This is a genomic window from Pseudoalteromonas fenneropenaei (genome assembly GCF_042643375.1).
GTDB lineage: Bacteria > Pseudomonadota > Gammaproteobacteria > Enterobacterales > Alteromonadaceae > Pseudoalteromonas > Pseudoalteromonas fenneropenaei.
In genome coordinates this window covers 149,134-166,358 of record NZ_JBHRSD010000011.1, presented here as the reverse complement: position 1 = coordinate 166,358, position 17,225 = coordinate 149,134, and the positions used below count along the sequence as shown (strand labels likewise).

The following is a 17,225-nucleotide window of genomic DNA, read 5'->3' as shown; positions in this document are numbered from 1 at the left end:
GACAGTGCCGTCGTGTAAACGCACTTCATAAGGGGCATTTTGTACGGGCGAACCATCTTGATATTGATACGCCAGCTCAATCACCCCTTGGCTTAGGTCTGCGTCTCCAGCAGCAGAAATCGCTAAACTGGCTATCTAGTTTTCGTCTAACCACCAAACTTTTACGCTAAAGGGGGGCGAGTTAATTAATGCAATGTCACTTTGGTTTTCGTCAAATTCAAATCCATCTTGTAATCGTGGAAATGAAGTATTATTAATGAATCTGTCAAATTCTCTTTTCCCACAATTAGGGCAGGGTGGTAAACTACATAGAAACCTATTTAACGTATCCTTATAATAAGTTCTATATTCTTCGCCACTTGATGGGATATGTTCTGGTCGAGTCTTGGCAAGTATCGAATTTTTCATAGGACTAACCCATATGATAGTATGGCAACATGAGCACTGGCCTCCTACTACCCCACTATCATGCCATGTAAAAAAGCCTAGTCCATGTTGTTCCATGCCTACTATTTTAGCTGGTTGTATACCTAATTCATCGGCAAGTCGCAGTTTAAAGTTACTCATTTTTTTATTGTCCTATCTAAAACCTTTTTAATGTTATCAGCGTTGTAACGACCTTCAAACAAAGTTATGGCTCTATTATTTCCTGTTTTCCTGCTACTGGAATACAGAATGCCGTTATAACCTGCATCATAAGCTTGATTCGAAATTTTATTTGTATAATTATAAACAACTTTTTGTTGGATATGGCTGTCAACTTTTTCTGTCAATTTAATGGGGTCAATATTCATTTTTTTAAGTACTGAAGGGTCTGTTAGATCTAGAATGTTATCTAGCTCAACGTCACCCACAAATATAGATTTCCCGTTTAAGTTTTTACGAACCTCCATATAAGAAGTGACAATATTCTCACCAAAATAAACATCACCTCCAGTTGAACGGTAGGAAGGGTCTGAAAATCGGTACTGTGCCATTGGATTTGTGCTCAACGGAGCGAAATTGGAATCATATATTTTGTGTCCGTCCATACGAACATTAGTGCCTTCACCAGTTACAACCTTAGGTTCTTCAATTTGTCTAGCGCTTCTCGGCAATTCATTCCCTTTGGGGGCATCCAGTTGTTTGGCGACACTTTGATGGGGTTGGCCGACCACGCCGCTGCTGGGTTTAATGCCTTGATAGTCATCCAGTGCTTTGTTCACCTTTTGGCCTATCTGTTGTGCGGCTTGCTGCATACCTTGAGTGATTTTAGGGGTGATGTCGTCAAGTTGGCGCAGGGTTGTTTGCATGCCTGCTAGTGCTTCATCGGGTAGGGTGTGGCGCAGAATAAAGCTGTCGGAGATTTCTTTTAATGCATCACGTAGCCCATTGATTTTATCTGAGACTTCCCCTGCGGCTTGTTTGCATAGGTCATGCCAATTGACAGTGCGTAAATAAGCAACGGGGTCGCCTTTACCCAGTTTACGCATTACCGCAATGGCGGCATCAAGGCCAGCGGCGGGGTTTTTAATGACCACTTTACCCACCCCTTTAATGGCAGAGCCAAACAGGGGAATTAAACCAATGCCAGTGAGGGTAAAGGCAATCCAAGCATCATTGTCGTTTGAGTCGTCGTTATCGGTGAGCAACATCACATTCGCCATGATATCGCGAACATCCATGATTTGGTCGACCACAGGTATCATGGAAATAATTGTACCCCTCACAATCTGCGAGGTACTGGGGTTGGCGTTAAAATCCCCCTGCAAGGTGCCCCATAACCATTCACCCGCTTGACTGGCGAGTGACTGTGCGGCTTGTAGTTGCTCTGGCTGCTCGGCTTCCACCATAGTACGGGCGTCTTTGGCGGTTATAGTTCCAAAGAGCGGGTTAGGGGTGGTGGTGTCTTCTGGTTGATATGGGCGACTGTCTTCCCCATACACCACAGAGAATTGTCCCGGTGGTACATTTTCAAGGCGAGCTTGGCCGTTTTGGTCGAGTTGCCCAGTGAGAACGGTGCCGTCGTGTAAACGCACTTCATAAGGGGCATTTTGTACGGGCGAACCATCTTGATAGTGATACGCCAGCTCAATTACCCCTTGGCTTAGGTCAGCTTCTCCAGCAGCAGAAATCGCTAAACTGGCTGGGGCTGACTGAGTTGGTGCGCTGAGTACTTGAGGTGCACTTGCCGTTAAAGGGTCTTCCAGTTGGTATTCAACGGGGGCATCTAAGGTGATGAGGCGACCCTTTAAGGTCAGCACATCCGTTGCAATTAGGCTGACATTACCGCTGTTATCTAACGAGATTTCGCCACCGTTACTGTGTAGGGTTAAGGTGCCACTGCCTTTACCTTTGATTTGAATACTTTGGTCACCATAAATGACGCTGGCGCCTTCGGGGGCAGTTAAGGTAATGGCGGTTGCACTACTGAGTGCAAAAGCCTCTTCCGCTTGCAGATTCACACTGCGTCCGCCTTTAACATTAAGCCCGGCTTTGGTTTGGGTGGAAATACTGGCGGCGGTTAACGCCAGTTGATTGCCACTTTGCCAGTGCTGCTGCTCTTTGGCATCGAGCGTTAGGGTTTGTTTAGCAGCATAAGTTTGGTCTTGGCCTGCTAATTGGGTAATTGCTTTGGTTTTGCTTGCGACCAAAAGGTCTTTACCGGCAATTAAACTCAAGCCACCCATCTGGCTTACCCAACTAATAAATTGGCGTCCAGTGCTGCGAGCATCTAAACGTAAACTGTGTTTACCCGCTAAGGTTTGTAATAACACATAGGGCTTTTGCGGGTCATCATCAAAACGCAATTCATTTTGACTGACTGACAGTAAGCGATTTTGGGTTGCGTTATTGGCAGCTTCTAATCACACGTGCGAGTAAGGTATCTAAAAAATTTGACCTAGTTCGCTTAAGCTTAAGAAAAAAGCTAAAGCTTCATCATTAGTTTCTATCATATTTCTGGCCTTTTAACTTATCCAAATGGAAATATTTAACTATATTGCCTTAGCTCTTTTTCTTTTAGACCTTAGCTATTCATTGTTTAAACGTTCGATTTCATCAGCAAGGGCTTGATCCCACTCGAAGTCAATATTGAAACTTCCTGAGGGGGCGAGGGTAAATGTAGCTCTGTTCCAATTGTTATCGTTTCCACTTGTTACTGCATGAAGCTCTTCAAATGCTTCAAATATTTCAAAAGGAACATCGAAATATTTTGGCTGAGCAGGTGATAAGGTTGGAATGTATTCACTTTGAAATTCGATAGAGCCCTCTGTAAGTTCTGCTCGAATTATTGAGCTTGACCAATCATCATCTATAGAATTGACAATTGATTGAGCTATGGTTAAGTACAAATTTTCTACGCTATTTTCCATTGGGCATATTCCTTAAAAAACGCTTCACTTTTTTACCATCAATTTCATATATTATTTCAAATGCAGTGGGCCTTTTGCTTTCGCCTTTAAAAATCGAGTTTATCTCAACTTTAACTTCTTTAGGCGGGTTTCCTTTAAGTGCTTCTGCCCATTTATTTTCCATGCGCTTCCAAGCACCTTTATTCAAGTTCCCATCCATAGCGGCATAGTTGATTTGTTCACCCGGCCCTTTAAAGATAGATGCGATAAGGTGACCGCCTTCATCATCAACTAGGCCATCCTTAATACCATCTGTTTTCCCAGCTTTGCTTTGTTGAGTTCGAGAATGGCAGGGCCAAACAGGGGAATTAAACCAATGCCGGTGAGGGTAAAGGCAATCCAAGCATCATTGTCGTTTGAGTCGTCGTTATCAGTGAGCCACATCACATTCGCCATGATATCGCGAACATCCATAATTTGGTCGACCACTGGTATCATGGAAATAATTGTGCCCGTGACAATCTGCGAGCAAGGTGTCTAAAAGTTTGCAGAGTAATTTTGAAAATAAATACCTAGCCTGCCAACTTAATTGGCAAGCTCAACAACATCCGTGTTATTAAAGAGCGGAAGATATTGTGCTTTTATGCGCAAAGCTGTTCACTTTAGAGGTACTCTCGATATTAATTCTCCACTAAGAAAAAACCGACTCAAAAGCATACACTTTATCACTAAGTTAAGTAGGTGGATATTATTGAGTTTGGTATCATTTCTAAATTGTTAAAGCGGTGTTGAATAATATTCTAGCCACATCGGAGTCTTCTCAATTTATAAGCCAAAGGCTTTTTTACGTAATGCATTCTTGTCCAGAACTTCAATTTGGCCAAATTGAGCTAATAGTGATAAATGAACGAAAATATTCACTTTGTGAATATTTTCTAACTTGGTTTCACCACCAGCAATTAAACTGGGCACAAAACCAAACATTTCATCGGATTCTAACGCACCTAAATTTTTCACACATTGTTCAAAGAGGGGATTATCGTCTTCATCATCAATATCGTGCAAGTCAATTGTTTGTCCGCCAAAGAACCACTCGATGCGGGAGTTATGTTCTGGTCTTGGATCTCCCTCGCGCTCTATAATCCATCCTTTTGAAGTCGAAAGCTTATATTTCTGACCCGTTTCTTCACCCCAAAGAAATAAATCACCAAAGGCATTGCGAGCAAATACATGGTAAATGTCATGATCAGGAATATCGGTTGGCGCCAACCATTCATCTACTATGTCCTCGAAATCCTCCGGATTTACTATCCAAAAAAGTCCATCATGAAAACCACAAAACCCATATTCTCGCCAGTATTCTAGCAAACGCGAAGGAAGTTTACCTTTGTATCTATTAATAGTCTCTGTGCTACATGGCACTTGTTCAAACGGAGTTGAAAACTTTTCCAAAAAGTATTCAAAGTCTTCGTCTAATTTAAATGAGGATGTCATGTTTATTTACCTTAACAGAGCTTCTAGCAGTGATTCTGCCACCACAGATTTGAGGATCCGAGCGATGGTATGGCGCTTTGGGATCCCGTTTTTAAATGGCCGATACTGCCGCAACCAATCTTCCTTCTTTTGACTGGCTGACAGTAAGCGATTTTGGGTTGCTAGGCATTGCTGGTGATACCAAAGTCGAATCGGTGATAGGGTTCATTATTAATGAAGCCGAAATTATAAAAATCAAAGTGAAATAGTGTTAGTGCTATTTTAATTTCAAAGTGTTAAGTTGGGTTTTTCCTAGAAAGCATAATCATGCAATTTTCTATCTAAGAAATCTAAGTATTCCATACCAAAATTTTTCTCATCTAGTGACTCAATTAAATTATTTGGTAGATTATTTTCATATTCATCAAAACATGTAGCTAAACCAATTGCTATAGAGGAAACACTGTCTGTATCGCCTCCTAGAGAAACACACTTTATAAGTAATGTTTTTAGATCTCTGCAATTTATTAGGCAATGTAACGCGGCGCTTACGGTGTCAAATGCATTTATCGAAACCTGACCTTGCCATTCATACTCCCATCCGGAAAAATAGTTCTTTTCCAAAAAATTTTTAATTTTATTTATTTCTCCTTTACAATGCAAACCGAAATGAGCGGTTAAAGCAACAGCACAGCTTGATTTAATTCCCATGGTCGTATTGTGTGTAATGGCGGCTTGCATTTTCGCTTTGGCAAGTAATTCACTTTTGCTTTTAATAAAGCCAAGAGGCATAGATCTCATTGCAGCACCATTTCTTTCGCTTGAGTTTCTAATTTTAAGAAGTAGCTGATTTCCATCATTGACTTCATTGAGGACAGAGAAAAAACCTTTTGAGTATCCTGTTCTGGGATCTCTTTTGAAACACTCTACAAATTTCGATGCCACATCTAAATCAGACCATTTTTTGTTTGATAAAATTAGCTCTGAAATGGCGATAGACATTTGTGTGTCATCGGTATATTTTCCAACTGTTTTATAAAGGTCATGAGAAACGTAGTTGGAGAGGTTATTATGCATTGCTATTTTATCTTTGGTTGAGAATTCAAAACCTGCTCCATATGCATCAGATATAGCAATCTCTTTTAACATAGCAGGTCATCACTCATATTTTTGTTAAATGCCTTTTTTAATTTACTCTCATCAATCTGTTCAAGAGCGGCAAGCTTTTCTAAACACAAATGGAGTATTATCTCTATATCTTGATCCACTTCTTTCATCTTTTTAAGCAATTTATCGTCAAATATTACATCCTCCTCACAACCGGATTCTACAGCCTGTCTACGTAGTCGATATAAGATACCGACCCAATAGTTAATCTTCTCATCGCGATCAAAGCTTTTGTATGTGTTGGCGAATTTATATTCATCCAAAACACCCTTGGCAACTTCCTCTGGCGAATTTTTATATGGAGAGTAATAAATTTGTGATGAATTGGCTAATACATCTGTTGAACCAATAGGTCTGATTTGATAATTTTCATACATTACATTCGTGTTAAGTTCAAAGCTGTAATAGATAAGTATCTCAACTCCCATTTCTGGAATCGAAACTACTCTTTCACAAGGAGCATCCTTCTGTCTCTCCTCAAGTGAAAGCAATGCATTATGTTCTGATGAATATTCTAGTTCTTCTTGTTTACCTAACTCCTCATTTACAATCCAGATCAAAACCTTTTTGAAGTTGTTAATTGAGTATGCGGTAAGTAATTCCTCCTCTTTTATTTTTGATTTTAGTGTTTCTGGAAGGTCATTGTATTGCAAATTTTTCATGGGATTTCCCTTAAAATAACTCTGCCATTATCTTCGAAACCTATCACTTTAAACTTAATTCCCGGTGGTATGATGGTTTCTGATGAATAAACTGGCTTGCCAACTTTGTTGTGGAAATTAACTCCAAATGCCAATTCCGATATGTCTTTAGAGCTATTGGTTAAAATCGTTAGGTTTCTAGAACCAATATATGAGTCATTGATATTTGGTGCTGTAGACCAAAAGCTAGATTCTATGGTGTTATTTAATCTAAAACGTTTATCGAATGCTTCAATTGATTGATTGCTGTCAAGTCTTATTCCACGATACTGCATATTTTTAGCGTCTGGCATTTTACCTAGACCAGATTTTATTAGGTTAGTTAACTCTATCGCCTCTCGACTTCCGCCATTAGCTAAGATATGGTTTAGGTCGCGATAGAAAAGTTTGGTTGTATAGCCGAAAACAGCATGTGCCTCATCAGCAGTCATTTTATACTTATTAATAGAGCGTTCAATAAGACTTTTGTAATCAATACCGAGATTATCCATTTTTGCATAAAAATCTAGAATTTCTTCAGAAGAGATTCCTTTGAATTTGGATACCAAATTAGTGTAATTGGGAGCGAGTGACAAATCCCCTAAGCTACTTGAAATATCTAACTCTTTGTTTCTAGAATCAAGTCCCTTAGTTTCTTTGGAGGCCCCTGGCAACTCATTCCCTTTGGGGGCATCCAGTTGTTTGGCGACACTTTGATGGGGTTGGCCGACCACGCCGCTGCTGGGTTTAATGCCTTGATAGTCATCCAGTGCTTTGTTTACCTTTTGGCCTATCTGTTGTGCGGCTCGCTGCATACCTTGGGTGATTTTAAGGGGGATCTCGTCAAGTTGGCGCAGGGTTGTTTGCATGCCTGCTAGTGCTTCATCGGGTAGGGTGTGGCGCAGAATAAAGCTGTCGGAGATTTCTTTTAACGCATCACGAAGTCCATTGATTTTGTCTGAGACTTCCCCTGCGGCTTGTTTACCTAGGTCATGCCAATTGACAGTGCGTAAATAGGCAACGGGGTCGCCTTTACCTAGTTTACGCATGACGGCAATGGCGGCATCAAGGCCAGCAGCGGGGTTTTTAATGACTACTTTACCCACCCCTTTAATGGCAGAGCCAAACAGGGGAATTAAACCTATGCCAGTGAGGGTAAAGGCAATCCAAGCATCATTGTCGTTTGAGTCGTCGTTATCGGTGAGCAACATCACATTCGCCATGATATCGCGAACATCCATGATTTGGTCGACCACAGGTATCATGGAAATAATTGTACCCGTCACAATCTGCGAGGTACTGGGGTTGGCGTTAAAATCCCCCTGCAAGGTGCCCCATAACCATTCACCAGCTTGACTGGCGAGTGACTGTGCGGCTTGTAGTTGCTCTGGCTGCTCGGCTTCCACCATAGTACGGGCGTCTTTGGCGGTTATAGTTCCAAAGAGCGGGTTAGGGGTGGAGCTGTCTTGTGGTTGATATGGGCGACTGTCTTCCCCATACACCACAGAGAATTGTCCCGGTGGTACATTTTCAAGGCGAGCTTGGCCATTTTGGTCGAGTTGCCCAGTGAGAACGGTGCCGTCGTGTAAACGCACTTCATAAGGGGCATTTTGTACGGGCGAACCATCTTGATATTGATACGCCAGCTCAATTACCCCTTGGCTTAGGTCAGCGTCTCCAGCAGCAGAAATCGCTAAACTGGCTGGGGCTGACTGAGTTGGCGCACTGAGCGCTTGAGGTGCACTTGCCGTTAAAGGGTCTTCCAGTTGGTATTCAACAGGCGCATCTAAGGTGATGAGGCGACCCTTTAAGGTCAGCACATCCGTTGCAATTAGGCTGACATTACCGCTGTTATCTAACGAGATTTCGCCACCGTTACTGTGTAGGGTTAAGGTGCCACTGCCTTTACCTTTGATTTGAATACTTTGGTCACCATAAATGACGCTGGCACCTTCGGGGGCAGTTAAGGTAATGGCGGTTGCGCTACTGAGTGCAAAAGCCTCTTCCGCTTGCAGGTTCACACTGCGTCCGCCTTTAACATTAAGCCCGGCTTTGGTTTGAGTGGAAATACTGGCGGCGGTTAACGCCAGTTGATTGCCACTTTGCCAGTGCTGCTGCTCTTTGGCATTGAGCGTTAGGGTTTGTTTAGCTGCATAAGTTTGGTCTTGGCCTGCTAATTGGGTAATTGCTTTGGTTTTGCTTGCGACTAAAAGGTCTTTACCAGCAATTAAACTCAAGCCACCCATCTGGCTTATCCAACTAATAAATTGGCGTCCAGTGCTGCGAGCGTCTAAACGTAAACTGTGTTTACCCGCTAAGGTTTGTAATAACACATAGGGCTTTTGCGGGTCATCATCAAAACGCAGTTCATTTTGACTGGCCGACAGTAAGCGATTTTGGGTTGCGTTATTGGCATTGACCACCGAAGGTTGCAAGGCATTGCTGGTGACACCCAAAATAAAGCTGTGATTGGGGTCGTTATTAATGCAGCCAATCAACACTTCTGACTCTGGCGTGAGAGGGAAATGCCAGCCAGTGGCTTGAGGTTGTTCGCTACACGCATACAGGGCGAGTTTTTTCAGCGCTTGACTGGCGCAAGCGACAGGCGCTGCCGCTTGAGAAAAATGCCGTCTCACCCGATATTGTCCGGCATGGTCAAGATAAGGCAAGGCGCCAATTGACTCTATTTTAGCAGGGAACACCAAAGGTTTGGCGCGATGCGGCGGGCACTTTAAGCGCAGCGGGTTACTACGCGGCACAAGTGTAACGTCACATTGCACTTTGACTTGCCCGCCTTGCGCTAATTGTTCAAATGGCTGTGCAATCGCAATTCGGCTTTCGAGAATTAAATAATCGCCACTGGCCGAATCTAAGCGACTATCTAAAGATAAAGAGCAGCCAGCAAAGGTATTTGCAACATTACCCCGCAGCGACATTTGCTGGGCTTGGCTTTCATAGGCTAATTGTTGTGCTTGAGAAAAGTTAAGTTGCTCGGCAACCGGGGCATTAAATGGCTCAAAAAAAACTCGGCTGGCCTTTTGGTTGTTTTGCTCTTTCAGTAAAGCTACGCTGGAGGAATTGCCAGTGCGCCACTTTGCAATGCTTTGCCCCGCGCTAAACCCCACAAAATTCTGGGGAAGTACATGGTTTAAGCCATCTTGCGCTATTGCAGTTAGCATACCTTGAGGTAAGTAGGGACTAGAAAGATTACTGTCACTGATAATTAATTGTTCATCGCCGTTTTGGTTTTCAAACCAATACACGAGGCCATGTTCACAGAGTAGACGATAAAATAACTCATAATGACTTTCAAAGGCTTGGACAAACTCAATTGCGCTGGGAAGCGGGTTGCTAAGGCGAAATACAATTTGTTCCTTGGCGTACCCAGCTTCTTCTGCAAGCATCTGTAATACAGATTGAATGTCAGTGTCGATAAAAATTCGTTCTTGCGATTGCTGCTGCAAACTTTGTAATTTGGGCGCAAATTGCAGTTCATAATGGTATTGCCCCCAAGTTTTACCCAAAAAACGCATGGCTATCACGTGTAGCGATACGTAACTGGATGTAACGTCTGTTGCGATAATTTCAAAAGTTAGCGTCTTACCAATAAAGTCTGAGTTATTGAGTTTTTGCTCAGAATAAAGACTTGACTCGGCCCTGTAAAGTCCAGAAATTTTCTGTTCTAAGAGTAACTTAGTCACAAAAAAGTGGTTTAGATCGGGCCATAAATTGACGATAGATTTATCCATTTTCCAATTCCGCATTCCTTTAATGGGTACTTTGGGTGTTTAATTTACTGCAATTAGTTAAAACCGATTTTCGCTCTCTTTATAATCCTAAGTTAATTGTATATTTCGATCAAATATAAATTTTTATAACCTTTGAGTTGATCTTTAAAATTCGATCTATTAATCTTTGCGCCGCTCTGGTTTGGGTTTTGTAGGATTTTGCAATAATCCACATTTAAGCCTATGCTTGATGAGTTGTAAGGGAGTTGTTGAGATAATGGATTGTCTTTCCTTGTGATTTTTAAATCGCGCAATAAGTTCATGCCATTAATGATTGATTCAGCTTTCCCTCTATTTAATAAAGTAACTTTAGGTTACCAATGTTACTCAGTGTAATTTCTTGAGCTGTTGTTTGATTGTAAGTGACTGATAGCTATTGATTTAATTCGTGTGATTTACAGGGTTTTGCGTTTGTACCTTAATCGAGTTATTTCTTTGATTTAAAACAAATCTCAGTTTTAAAGTTGAATTGGTTTTAATTTGTTACTCGGTGTAATTGAATCTATTTAAAGGAATGTGGTCAATGAAATATCTTAAGTTAATGCCTTTGTTTGGTTTTTTGCTATTAACTGGCTGTGTCTCTACCAAGGTCGATTTAGCTGTATCTGCAAGTGATAATTTGAATTTAAACCAGTTTGATGAGCCGCTTCCTGTGGTTTTGAAGGTTTATCAACTGACTGATATTCAAGCTTTTAATAATGCAACTTATGAACAGCTTTGGAAATCAGATAAATCAATTTTGGCGAATTCCTTGGTCACAGTAGAAGAACGCACCATAAATCCTTCTCAAGTAACAAAAATCTCATTTGAACAAGCCGAGCAAGCTAAATACGTTGCTATGGTCGCGCTGTTTAGAGATGTTGAAGGTGGCAAGTGGCGTACCTATCATGAGTTAAGTGATGGTTATGTGAAAATGTCGACTTCGCTTGATATCGCACTAAGTAAAAATTCATTGGCGATTTTAGGTGTGGAAGCGAAGTAATGGCACGCTCAACTATCAGCGTAAAGCCAGTCTGGGCAGAAGGTATTTTGCTAGGCCAGCAGCATATGCAGCTGCAAGAAAAATTCTTGTTGCAGCAGCAAGCTCGGCAGCAACAGATTTTTAATCCGTTTGCTTATGGTTGCAGTGTGCTCGATATAGACCAAGGCGCACTTGCTCGTGGCATTCTCAGCATCGTTCGGGTTGAAGCCTTGTTTAAATCAGGACGACTGGTGCAGGTTGAAGCGGGTTTAACTGAGAGTCGCAAATTGCAAATGGAATTGCCAGAAACCCAAGCTGAGATCACCATTGCGCTAGCTATGGCGGCGAATGACGCTGTGGCAGGTGTAAATGGTTACGGCAGTCATGGTGCCATTTGCGCTTTTGATGCCAACTTTATTGAATTAGCTGATAGCCATGACTTAAATCGCACCCGCGAAGTTTTGGTCGCGACACCAAACTTATTTTTAATGCCTGCTGGTGCGGCTCACTCTGACATAGAGCAATTACCTATCTTACGTTTACAGCGTGATACCAGTGGCAGTTGGCAGGCCAGTGAAACGTTTGTACCGCCGCAACTCAATGTCCACAGCAATTTATATTTACGTAGTTTTTTGAAAAAAACCTGCGACTTAGTGAACGCCAAAGTTGGGGTTTTATTGAATCGTCGTAACGACTTAGGCTCAGTAACTGATTTTGGCCCTAATGAAATGAACACGTTTTTATTGCTGAGCACTATGGTGAGCCATGCGGCACATTTTGAGCATTTGAAAGGGTTGAATGTTCTGCATCCTGAGCGTTTTTATTGCCAACTGACTGAACTGATTAGCAATGTGTCGGTATTCGAACATGCAGATATTGCGGCGCAATTGCCAAAGTATGATCACGACGATCTCGCCGCGGTTTTTACTCAATTAGAACAGTCACTTGGGCAACTAATTGATGGTGTGGTTCCGAAGAAAATGGCACCACTGACATTGCAACGTAAATCGTCGGCAATTTATCAAGTGCCAACGCTAGATCCACAGTTGTTAGATGGCAGTGAATTGTACCTTGCGGTGTATTTTGAAGCCGAATCAACCCAGTGGATTGATGTGTTTACCGAGCAAGTCAAGCTGGCGGCCTCCGAGCAATTAGAAATTTTGGTGGCAAGTGCGTTAGATGGGATTGCCATAACGCATTGCCAAAGACCACCGAATAAATTGGCGATTAAAGGCGGTTATGAGTATTTCCGAGTGGAACCTCGCGGTGATGCTTATCAACAATTACGCAAAGAATTATCGCTGAGTTTATTTGTGCCATTTAGCTTACAAGCGGCAAAAATTGAATTGGTCAGTGTGGGCAAATAACCGTCCACACACTAGGGAAAGAAAAGGGAAATTCTGTTTATGGAAACGTCAAAACAGTCTGATTATTTGGCTTGTATTTCGCCCATTATTAATGAGTTAGCGGTACTGAGCCAAGTTAAAAAGCAAGTTGATAGTGCCGTAGATTGTCGTGAGCGGCTACTCAGTGCGTTCGATCATTTTGAGAAGCAATGCTATAGCCAGCAAGTGCCGGCGTCTGCGATGCAAGAAATGAAATTTGCCTTAACGGCGTTAGTTGATGAGCGCATTCTTACCTCAAATCTTGATTTTAAAATGGAATGGATGTCACGTCCGTTGCAATTGGAATTCTTTGGTAGCCATCGCGGTGGTGAAGCCTTTTTCGAAAAATTAGATGCACTACGAAAGGGCGGTGACACTAAGCTCGAGGTGTTGAGTGTCTACTACGTGTGTTTGCAAATGGGCTTTGAAGGCGTTTACAAAATCAAAGGGGTTGAGCAATTAAAAGCACTGATGGTTGATATTCGCGCGCAACTTGAAGATGCCTTTGGCGCTATGCCTCGACTCCTTTCTGACAATGGTGTTCCCGCAGAAGGCTTTGCCATGAAAGTGGGTCGTAATGTGCCTTATTGGGTGATCATGTCAGTGTGTTTGTCAGTGGTAGTGATGTTATTTGTCGGTTTCCACTTTGTCACGGATAAACAAGCCCGCAATAGCAATCAAGAAGCAGCAAAGCATCAAGCGGTATTAGAGCAACTCGACAAGGCAGGACAATAACCATGGCTGGTAACGTGAACAAAAGTGGCTTAGTACATTTTCTTTTGGGTTTGTTGTCATCCCGCGCAACAGGGCAGTTAATTGGCTTAATCGCTGTGCTGTCGGTAATTTGGTTTGCAGGTCAATTGGTTGGGCTAGATAGCGCGGATAAAAAACTGATTGCTATGGGGGTGGTGGCCGGCGCCTTTGTGGTGTTTATTTTTGTCCGCTGGATGTGGACAAAACGCTCAGGTGAAGCGCTTGCAAAAGAGTTAGCGGGACATAACGCCCATTCTGAATCTGAAGTAAATGAAATTTCAGAAAAAATGCAAGAGGCATTAGCGGCGTTAAAAGCATCGCATTTAGGGGCAGGTTATCGTGGCAGTACAGCTTTGTATGCCTTGCCTTGGTATATGATTATCGGCCCCTCGGCGGCCGGTAAAAGTACGCTGTTTGCGAATTCAGGCTTGCATTTTCCGTATTCAAAATCGAATCAATTCCATATTCAAGGCTTTGGTGGTACTCGCAATTGTGATTGGTGGTTTGCTGATCAAGCGGTACTGATTGACACGGCAGGCCGTTACACAACGGAAGAAACCGACAATAAAGAGTGGCTGGCGTTTTTAAGTTTGTTGCGTAAACACCGCTCTAAATTACCAATTAACGGGGTGATGGTGGCCATCAGTGTGGCTGACGTTCTGACCTCCGACAGCGACCAAGTGCGTCACCATGTGAAATTGATCCGTGAACGAATTGAAGAGTTAATTCAACAACTTGGTATCGTATTCCCAGTTTATGTGGTGTTTACTAAGTCTGATCTTATAAGCGGTTTTGAGCCTTTCTTTAACGACTTAGATGAAGCTGAACGTGAGCAGGTATGGGGTACTTATTTACTTGATGCCAGTGAAAATATGGATGCAGATCCTGCGGAGTTGTTTGAAACCCGAATGGATGAACTCTACCAACGTTTGATTGCACAGCGTTTAAGTAAAGTTGCCCGTGAGCGCGATGTAGAACGTAAGCGTTTGATTTTAGACTTCCCCAATCAGTTTAAAGCCGCCTCGGTCAAATTAACTGAATTTATTAACTTGTTGTTTAAAGATAATCCGTATCAAGAAGTGCCTTGGTTTGCTGGCGTGTATTTTACTTCTGGAACCCAAGAAGGTACGCCGGTAGAGCAAGCCAGTAATGGTATTCTTGGTCGCTTCCGCTCAGTACTTATAAAGCAACGTCAGGAACAGATCACCCAAGCATTTTTTATCAACCGCGTATTTAACGATGTGATTTTCCGCTTACAGGATTTGACTCGAGGCAACCGTAAACGTCGTTTACTACAGCGCTGGTTTAAAGGCCTCACGGTTACTGGTGGTTTGGCGGCGATTGCTGGGGTAACCGCACTCCTTATTACCTCTTATTCTAGCAATATGTTGCTGATTAATGATGGTGAAAAACTGGTTAAGCGAGTGGTTGAAAGCCGGGTAAATAAAGAAAGTTATGCAAAACAGCTCGATAAAACCTTAGCCCTGTTTGCGCACTATCAAACATTAGCTGCGAACGAGCAAAAACTGCCATGGTGTTTCTTCTTTGGTGTCTATGCGGGCGACGATACACAAGCTCCTGTCCATGCCATTCTACGCCAACAGTTACAGGCTCTAGTGGCGAATGTGGCTTACGACGAAAACCACAAATTACTTATTAATATGGCCAACGATTGGCAGCATAACGATGCTAGCAGCAATAACATTAGTCGCCAGAGTTATTATAACGCGCTGAAATTACAACTGATGTTGAGCACTGACTTAGACAAGCGTGACACTGAATTTGCGGCGGCTCAATTACTCACTTTGTTAGTGGGTAAGCTGAGTATCGACCTTAATGATGAGACGCAGCAACCACTGCTTAAACAATTGGACTCCTTACTGACGTTTTATGTTGATGATTTAAGCTTGGCCCCTGTGCAAGGCGTGGCTTTACAACCCTGGACTGTAGATGAAGCATTAGTAGCGGATGCCAGAGCTGATCTCTTCACTGAGCCTGATGCGGCATTACTTTACGGGCAAATTCGCAGTAGCTTTAAATCTGAGCAGGTGGCTGTCACTATTGAGAACTTATTAAGTCCAAGAAACCGTAATTACATTGTCAGTGAGCACGGCGTGCCTTATATGTTCACCGCGGCTTCATGGCAACAGATCATTGATAAGCAAATCAATGAAGTGGCAACGCTTGCGTATCGTGGTGATTGGGTATTAGGTACACAAAGTGACGACCAAGGTGAAATAGATACAGCCAAAACAGCAGCGCTTGCTGCGGCTATTCGCAGCTATTATTTCACTGAATATGCCGATGCTTGGTTTGCTTTCTTGCAAAGCATTGATGTTAAGAAAATGCGCACCAGCAATGAAACCACTTTAGTTGTTGAGCGTTTAGCGGCGGTGGATGGTCCTTTAACTGAGCTAATGGGTAAAGTATTTGAGCATATTCATGTGCTGGAAAATGGTGAATATGCTTTAACTAAGCAATTAGATGCCTCGCTATTAAAAGTCAAAGGCAATAAGAAAGCGCTATTGGATACCGCACAAACACAACTACAGTCGCAGGTAACTGGAGTACGAGTACAAGAACTTGAGTCGCGATTTGCTGATTTACGCCAATTTACTAAACCGTCGGAACAAAGTGCGCCATCTGACTACTTGAGCCAATATCAAGGTGCGCTCAGTGCACTTCATAGCGAGCTAAAGAAAGTGGCGGGCGCAAGTGCAGGTGATGATGCTGCGCTGACCTTTTTACGCAAGTTAATGGCGGGTGAAAGTAACGACAATGCCCTGCAAGCAGCGTGGATTGTGGTCGAAAGCCAAGTTCGTGCGCTCGACCCAGAAACCAAGCAAATTCTGGATAAGTTACTCAAAGCACCACTGATAGCGGCACTCCAAGCCGTCACTTTGGACGCTCGTCGTGAGCTTAATGAAAAGTGGACTAATCAAGTCTTTACCTTGTATCGCGATAACTTGCGTGGTCGTTATCCATTCAATACTTCAGGCTCTGACGCGGCGATGGAAGATGTGGCTGAGGTGCTCAATGAAGAATCGGGTTTATTATGGCGCTTTGTTGATGAACAACTCTCTGCGTTTGTGAAACTTCGTCAAGGCGAGTGGCAAGAGAAAAACTGGAATGGCTATGGCATCGGTTTAAGTGCGCAATTACTTGACCAACTAACCAAAGCACGCAAAGTGACGCGTTCACTCTTCCCACGTGATGGGCAAGATATTGGGGTGTCGTTTCAAGCTATGCCAGTCGCACAACGTGGGATTCGTGAAACCTATTTTGCGTTCAACGAGCAAAGCTACCGTTACCGCAATGAACCGGAAGAATGGCGCAAGTTTAGTTGGCCAGGTCAAGGCGGGATAGATAAAGCGGTTATCTCAGGCAAGGACAGTAGCGGCAAGCAATGGTCGCAAGAAAGCAGTGGTCCTTGGGCATTGTTAAAACTACTCAATAACGCAGAACTGAAATGGAACAAAGGCACTGAGTTTATTGCCAGCTGGCAATTAGGCACTGCGCCTGAGGACAGCTTTATGGTGCAAGTGGCACTGCGTTCTAGTCGGAATAGCGGCATCTTTAGCAAGCATTTGCTGTCGTCGTTCAGTTTGCCTGCGGCGCTTTTCCGCGAAGAAGAGCAAGTTGCAGTAGTGGGTAAATTGGCCCGCGAAGCGGCGCTGTAGGAGTAA

General features: G+C 43.0%; 14 protein-coding genes and 1 pseudogene. 5 read left to right on the top strand and 10 right to left on the bottom strand.

Features of this window, described 5'->3' with window-relative positions; translation table 11 throughout:
• Positions 1–135: 135 nt before the first annotated feature.
• The 7 genes and pseudogenes from ACFOEE_RS06565 to ACFOEE_RS06535 form a co-directional block, all read right to left on the bottom strand.
• Positions 136–567: a hypothetical protein gene (locus ACFOEE_RS06565; protein WP_377122255.1), complete on the bottom strand. Its 432-nt coding sequence runs from the start codon at positions 565–567 to the stop codon at positions 136–138.
• Positions 564–2,789, bottom strand: a complete 2,226-nt coding sequence (locus tag ACFOEE_RS06560; protein WP_377122252.1) for a hypothetical protein — start codon at positions 2,787–2,789, stop codon at positions 564–566. Before ACFOEE_RS06560 ends, ACFOEE_RS06565 begins: the two co-directional genes overlap by 4 nt.
• Positions 2,790–3,011: 222 nt before the next feature.
• Complete coding sequence (locus ACFOEE_RS06555; RefSeq protein WP_377122249.1) at positions 3,012–3,353, bottom strand: immunity protein YezG family protein; 342 nt, start codon at positions 3,351–3,353, stop codon at positions 3,012–3,014.
• Entirely contained in the window at positions 3,343–3,639 is a 297-nt protein-coding gene (locus ACFOEE_RS06550; RefSeq protein WP_377122929.1) for a DNA/RNA non-specific endonuclease, read from the bottom strand. Before ACFOEE_RS06550 ends, ACFOEE_RS06555 begins: the two co-directional genes overlap by 11 nt.
• Positions 3,624–3,830, bottom strand: a complete 207-nt coding sequence (locus tag ACFOEE_RS06545) for a hypothetical protein (protein WP_377122945.1) — start codon at positions 3,828–3,830, stop codon at positions 3,624–3,626. Before ACFOEE_RS06545 ends, ACFOEE_RS06550 begins: the two co-directional genes overlap by 16 nt.
• A 327-nt stretch (positions 3,831–4,157) precedes the next feature.
• Entirely contained in the window at positions 4,158–4,826 is a 669-nt protein-coding gene (locus ACFOEE_RS06540; RefSeq protein WP_377122246.1) for a GAD-like domain-containing protein, read from the bottom strand.
• A gap of 12 nt (positions 4,827–4,838) precedes the next feature.
• Positions 4,839–4,952: pseudogene (locus tag ACFOEE_RS06535) on the bottom strand (ISAs1 family transposase); the annotation flags it as partial.
• Here ACFOEE_RS06535 and ACFOEE_RS06530 point away from each other — a divergent pair.
• Entirely contained in the window at positions 4,922–5,074 is a 153-nt protein-coding gene (locus ACFOEE_RS06530; RefSeq protein WP_377122243.1) for a hypothetical protein, read from the top strand. The pseudogene ACFOEE_RS06535 and the gene ACFOEE_RS06530 overlap by 31 nt on opposite strands.
• A gap of 43 nt (positions 5,075–5,117) precedes the next feature.
• Here ACFOEE_RS06530 and ACFOEE_RS06525 read toward each other — a convergent pair whose 3' ends face one another.
• Genes ACFOEE_RS06525 through ACFOEE_RS06515 form a run of 3 tightly spaced genes read right to left on the bottom strand, consistent with a single transcriptional unit; the run spans position 5,118 to position 10,401 of the window.
• On the bottom strand, positions 5,118–5,954 hold the full coding sequence (locus ACFOEE_RS06525; RefSeq protein ID WP_377122241.1) for an ADP-ribosylglycohydrolase family protein: 837 nt from the start codon (positions 5,952–5,954) through the stop codon (positions 5,118–5,120).
• Complete coding sequence (locus ACFOEE_RS06520) at positions 5,948–6,634, bottom strand: hypothetical protein (protein WP_377122239.1); 687 nt, start codon at positions 6,632–6,634, stop codon at positions 5,948–5,950. The genes ACFOEE_RS06525 and ACFOEE_RS06520 overlap by 7 nt, the downstream gene beginning before the upstream one ends.
• Positions 6,631–10,401 carry a contractile injection system protein, VgrG/Pvc8 family gene (locus ACFOEE_RS06515; protein ID WP_377122236.1) on the bottom strand — a complete coding sequence of 1,257 codons (3,771 nt, stop codon included), beginning with the start codon at positions 10,399–10,401 and terminating at the stop codon, positions 6,631–6,633. Before ACFOEE_RS06515 ends, ACFOEE_RS06520 begins: the two co-directional genes overlap by 4 nt.
• A gap of 562 nt (positions 10,402–10,963) precedes the next feature.
• Between ACFOEE_RS06515 and tssJ the strand changes: the two genes are divergently transcribed.
• Genes tssJ through tssM form a run of 4 tightly spaced genes read left to right on the top strand, consistent with a single transcriptional unit; the run spans position 10,964 to position 17,219 of the window.
• Positions 10,964–11,422 carry a type VI secretion system lipoprotein TssJ gene (tssJ, locus tag ACFOEE_RS06510; RefSeq protein WP_377122233.1) on the top strand — a complete coding sequence of 153 codons (459 nt, stop codon included), beginning with the start codon at positions 10,964–10,966 and terminating at the stop codon, positions 11,420–11,422.
• Positions 11,422–12,768 carry a type VI secretion system baseplate subunit TssK gene (gene tssK, locus ACFOEE_RS06505; RefSeq protein WP_377122230.1) on the top strand — a complete coding sequence of 449 codons (1,347 nt, stop codon included), beginning with the start codon at positions 11,422–11,424 and terminating at the stop codon, positions 12,766–12,768. Before tssJ ends, tssK begins: the two co-directional genes overlap by 1 nt.
• Before the next feature lie 30 nt (positions 12,769–12,798).
• Entirely contained in the window at positions 12,799–13,521 is a 723-nt protein-coding gene (gene icmH, locus ACFOEE_RS06500) for a type IVB secretion system protein IcmH/DotU (protein WP_377122927.1), read from the top strand.
• Positions 13,522–13,523: 2 nt separating this feature from the next.
• On the top strand, positions 13,524–17,219 hold the full coding sequence (tssM, locus tag ACFOEE_RS06495; RefSeq protein WP_377122227.1) for a type VI secretion system membrane subunit TssM: 3,696 nt from the start codon (positions 13,524–13,526) through the stop codon (positions 17,217–17,219).
• The last annotated feature ends 6 nt before the right edge of the window (positions 17,220–17,225 follow it).

What these genes read in the sequence shown, in the direction of transcription:
- ACFOEE_RS06515 (WP_377122236.1), bottom strand. Translation starts at nt 10,401, where the DNA reads ATGGATAAATCTATCGTCAATTTATGGCCCGATCTAAACCACTTTTTT.
- ACFOEE_RS06545 (WP_377122945.1), bottom strand. Translation starts at nt 3,830, where the DNA reads ATGATACCAGTGGTCGACCAAATTATGGATGTTCGCGATATCATGGCG.
- tssM (WP_377122227.1), top strand. Translation starts at nt 13,524, where the DNA reads ATGGCTGGTAACGTGAACAAAAGTGGCTTAGTACATTTTCTTTTGGGT.
- tssJ (WP_377122233.1), top strand. Translation starts at nt 10,964, where the DNA reads ATGAAATATCTTAAGTTAATGCCTTTGTTTGGTTTTTTGCTATTAACT.
- ACFOEE_RS06530 (WP_377122243.1), top strand. Translation starts at nt 4,922, where the DNA reads ATGGCCGATACTGCCGCAACCAATCTTCCTTCTTTTGACTGGCTGACA.
- ACFOEE_RS06520 (WP_377122239.1), bottom strand. Translation starts at nt 6,634, where the DNA reads ATGAAAAATTTGCAATACAATGACCTTCCAGAAACACTAAAATCAAAA.
- tssK (WP_377122230.1), top strand. Translation starts at nt 11,422, where the DNA reads ATGGCACGCTCAACTATCAGCGTAAAGCCAGTCTGGGCAGAAGGTATT.
- ACFOEE_RS06525 (WP_377122241.1), bottom strand. Translation starts at nt 5,954, where the DNA reads ATGTTAAAAGAGATTGCTATATCTGATGCATATGGAGCAGGTTTTGAA.
- ACFOEE_RS06540 (WP_377122246.1), bottom strand. Translation starts at nt 4,826, where the DNA reads ATGACATCCTCATTTAAATTAGACGAAGACTTTGAATACTTTTTGGAA.
- ACFOEE_RS06555 (WP_377122249.1), bottom strand. Translation starts at nt 3,353, where the DNA reads ATGGAAAATAGCGTAGAAAATTTGTACTTAACCATAGCTCAATCAATT.
- ACFOEE_RS06565 (WP_377122255.1), bottom strand. Translation starts at nt 567, where the DNA reads ATGAGTAACTTTAAACTGCGACTTGCCGATGAATTAGGTATACAACCA.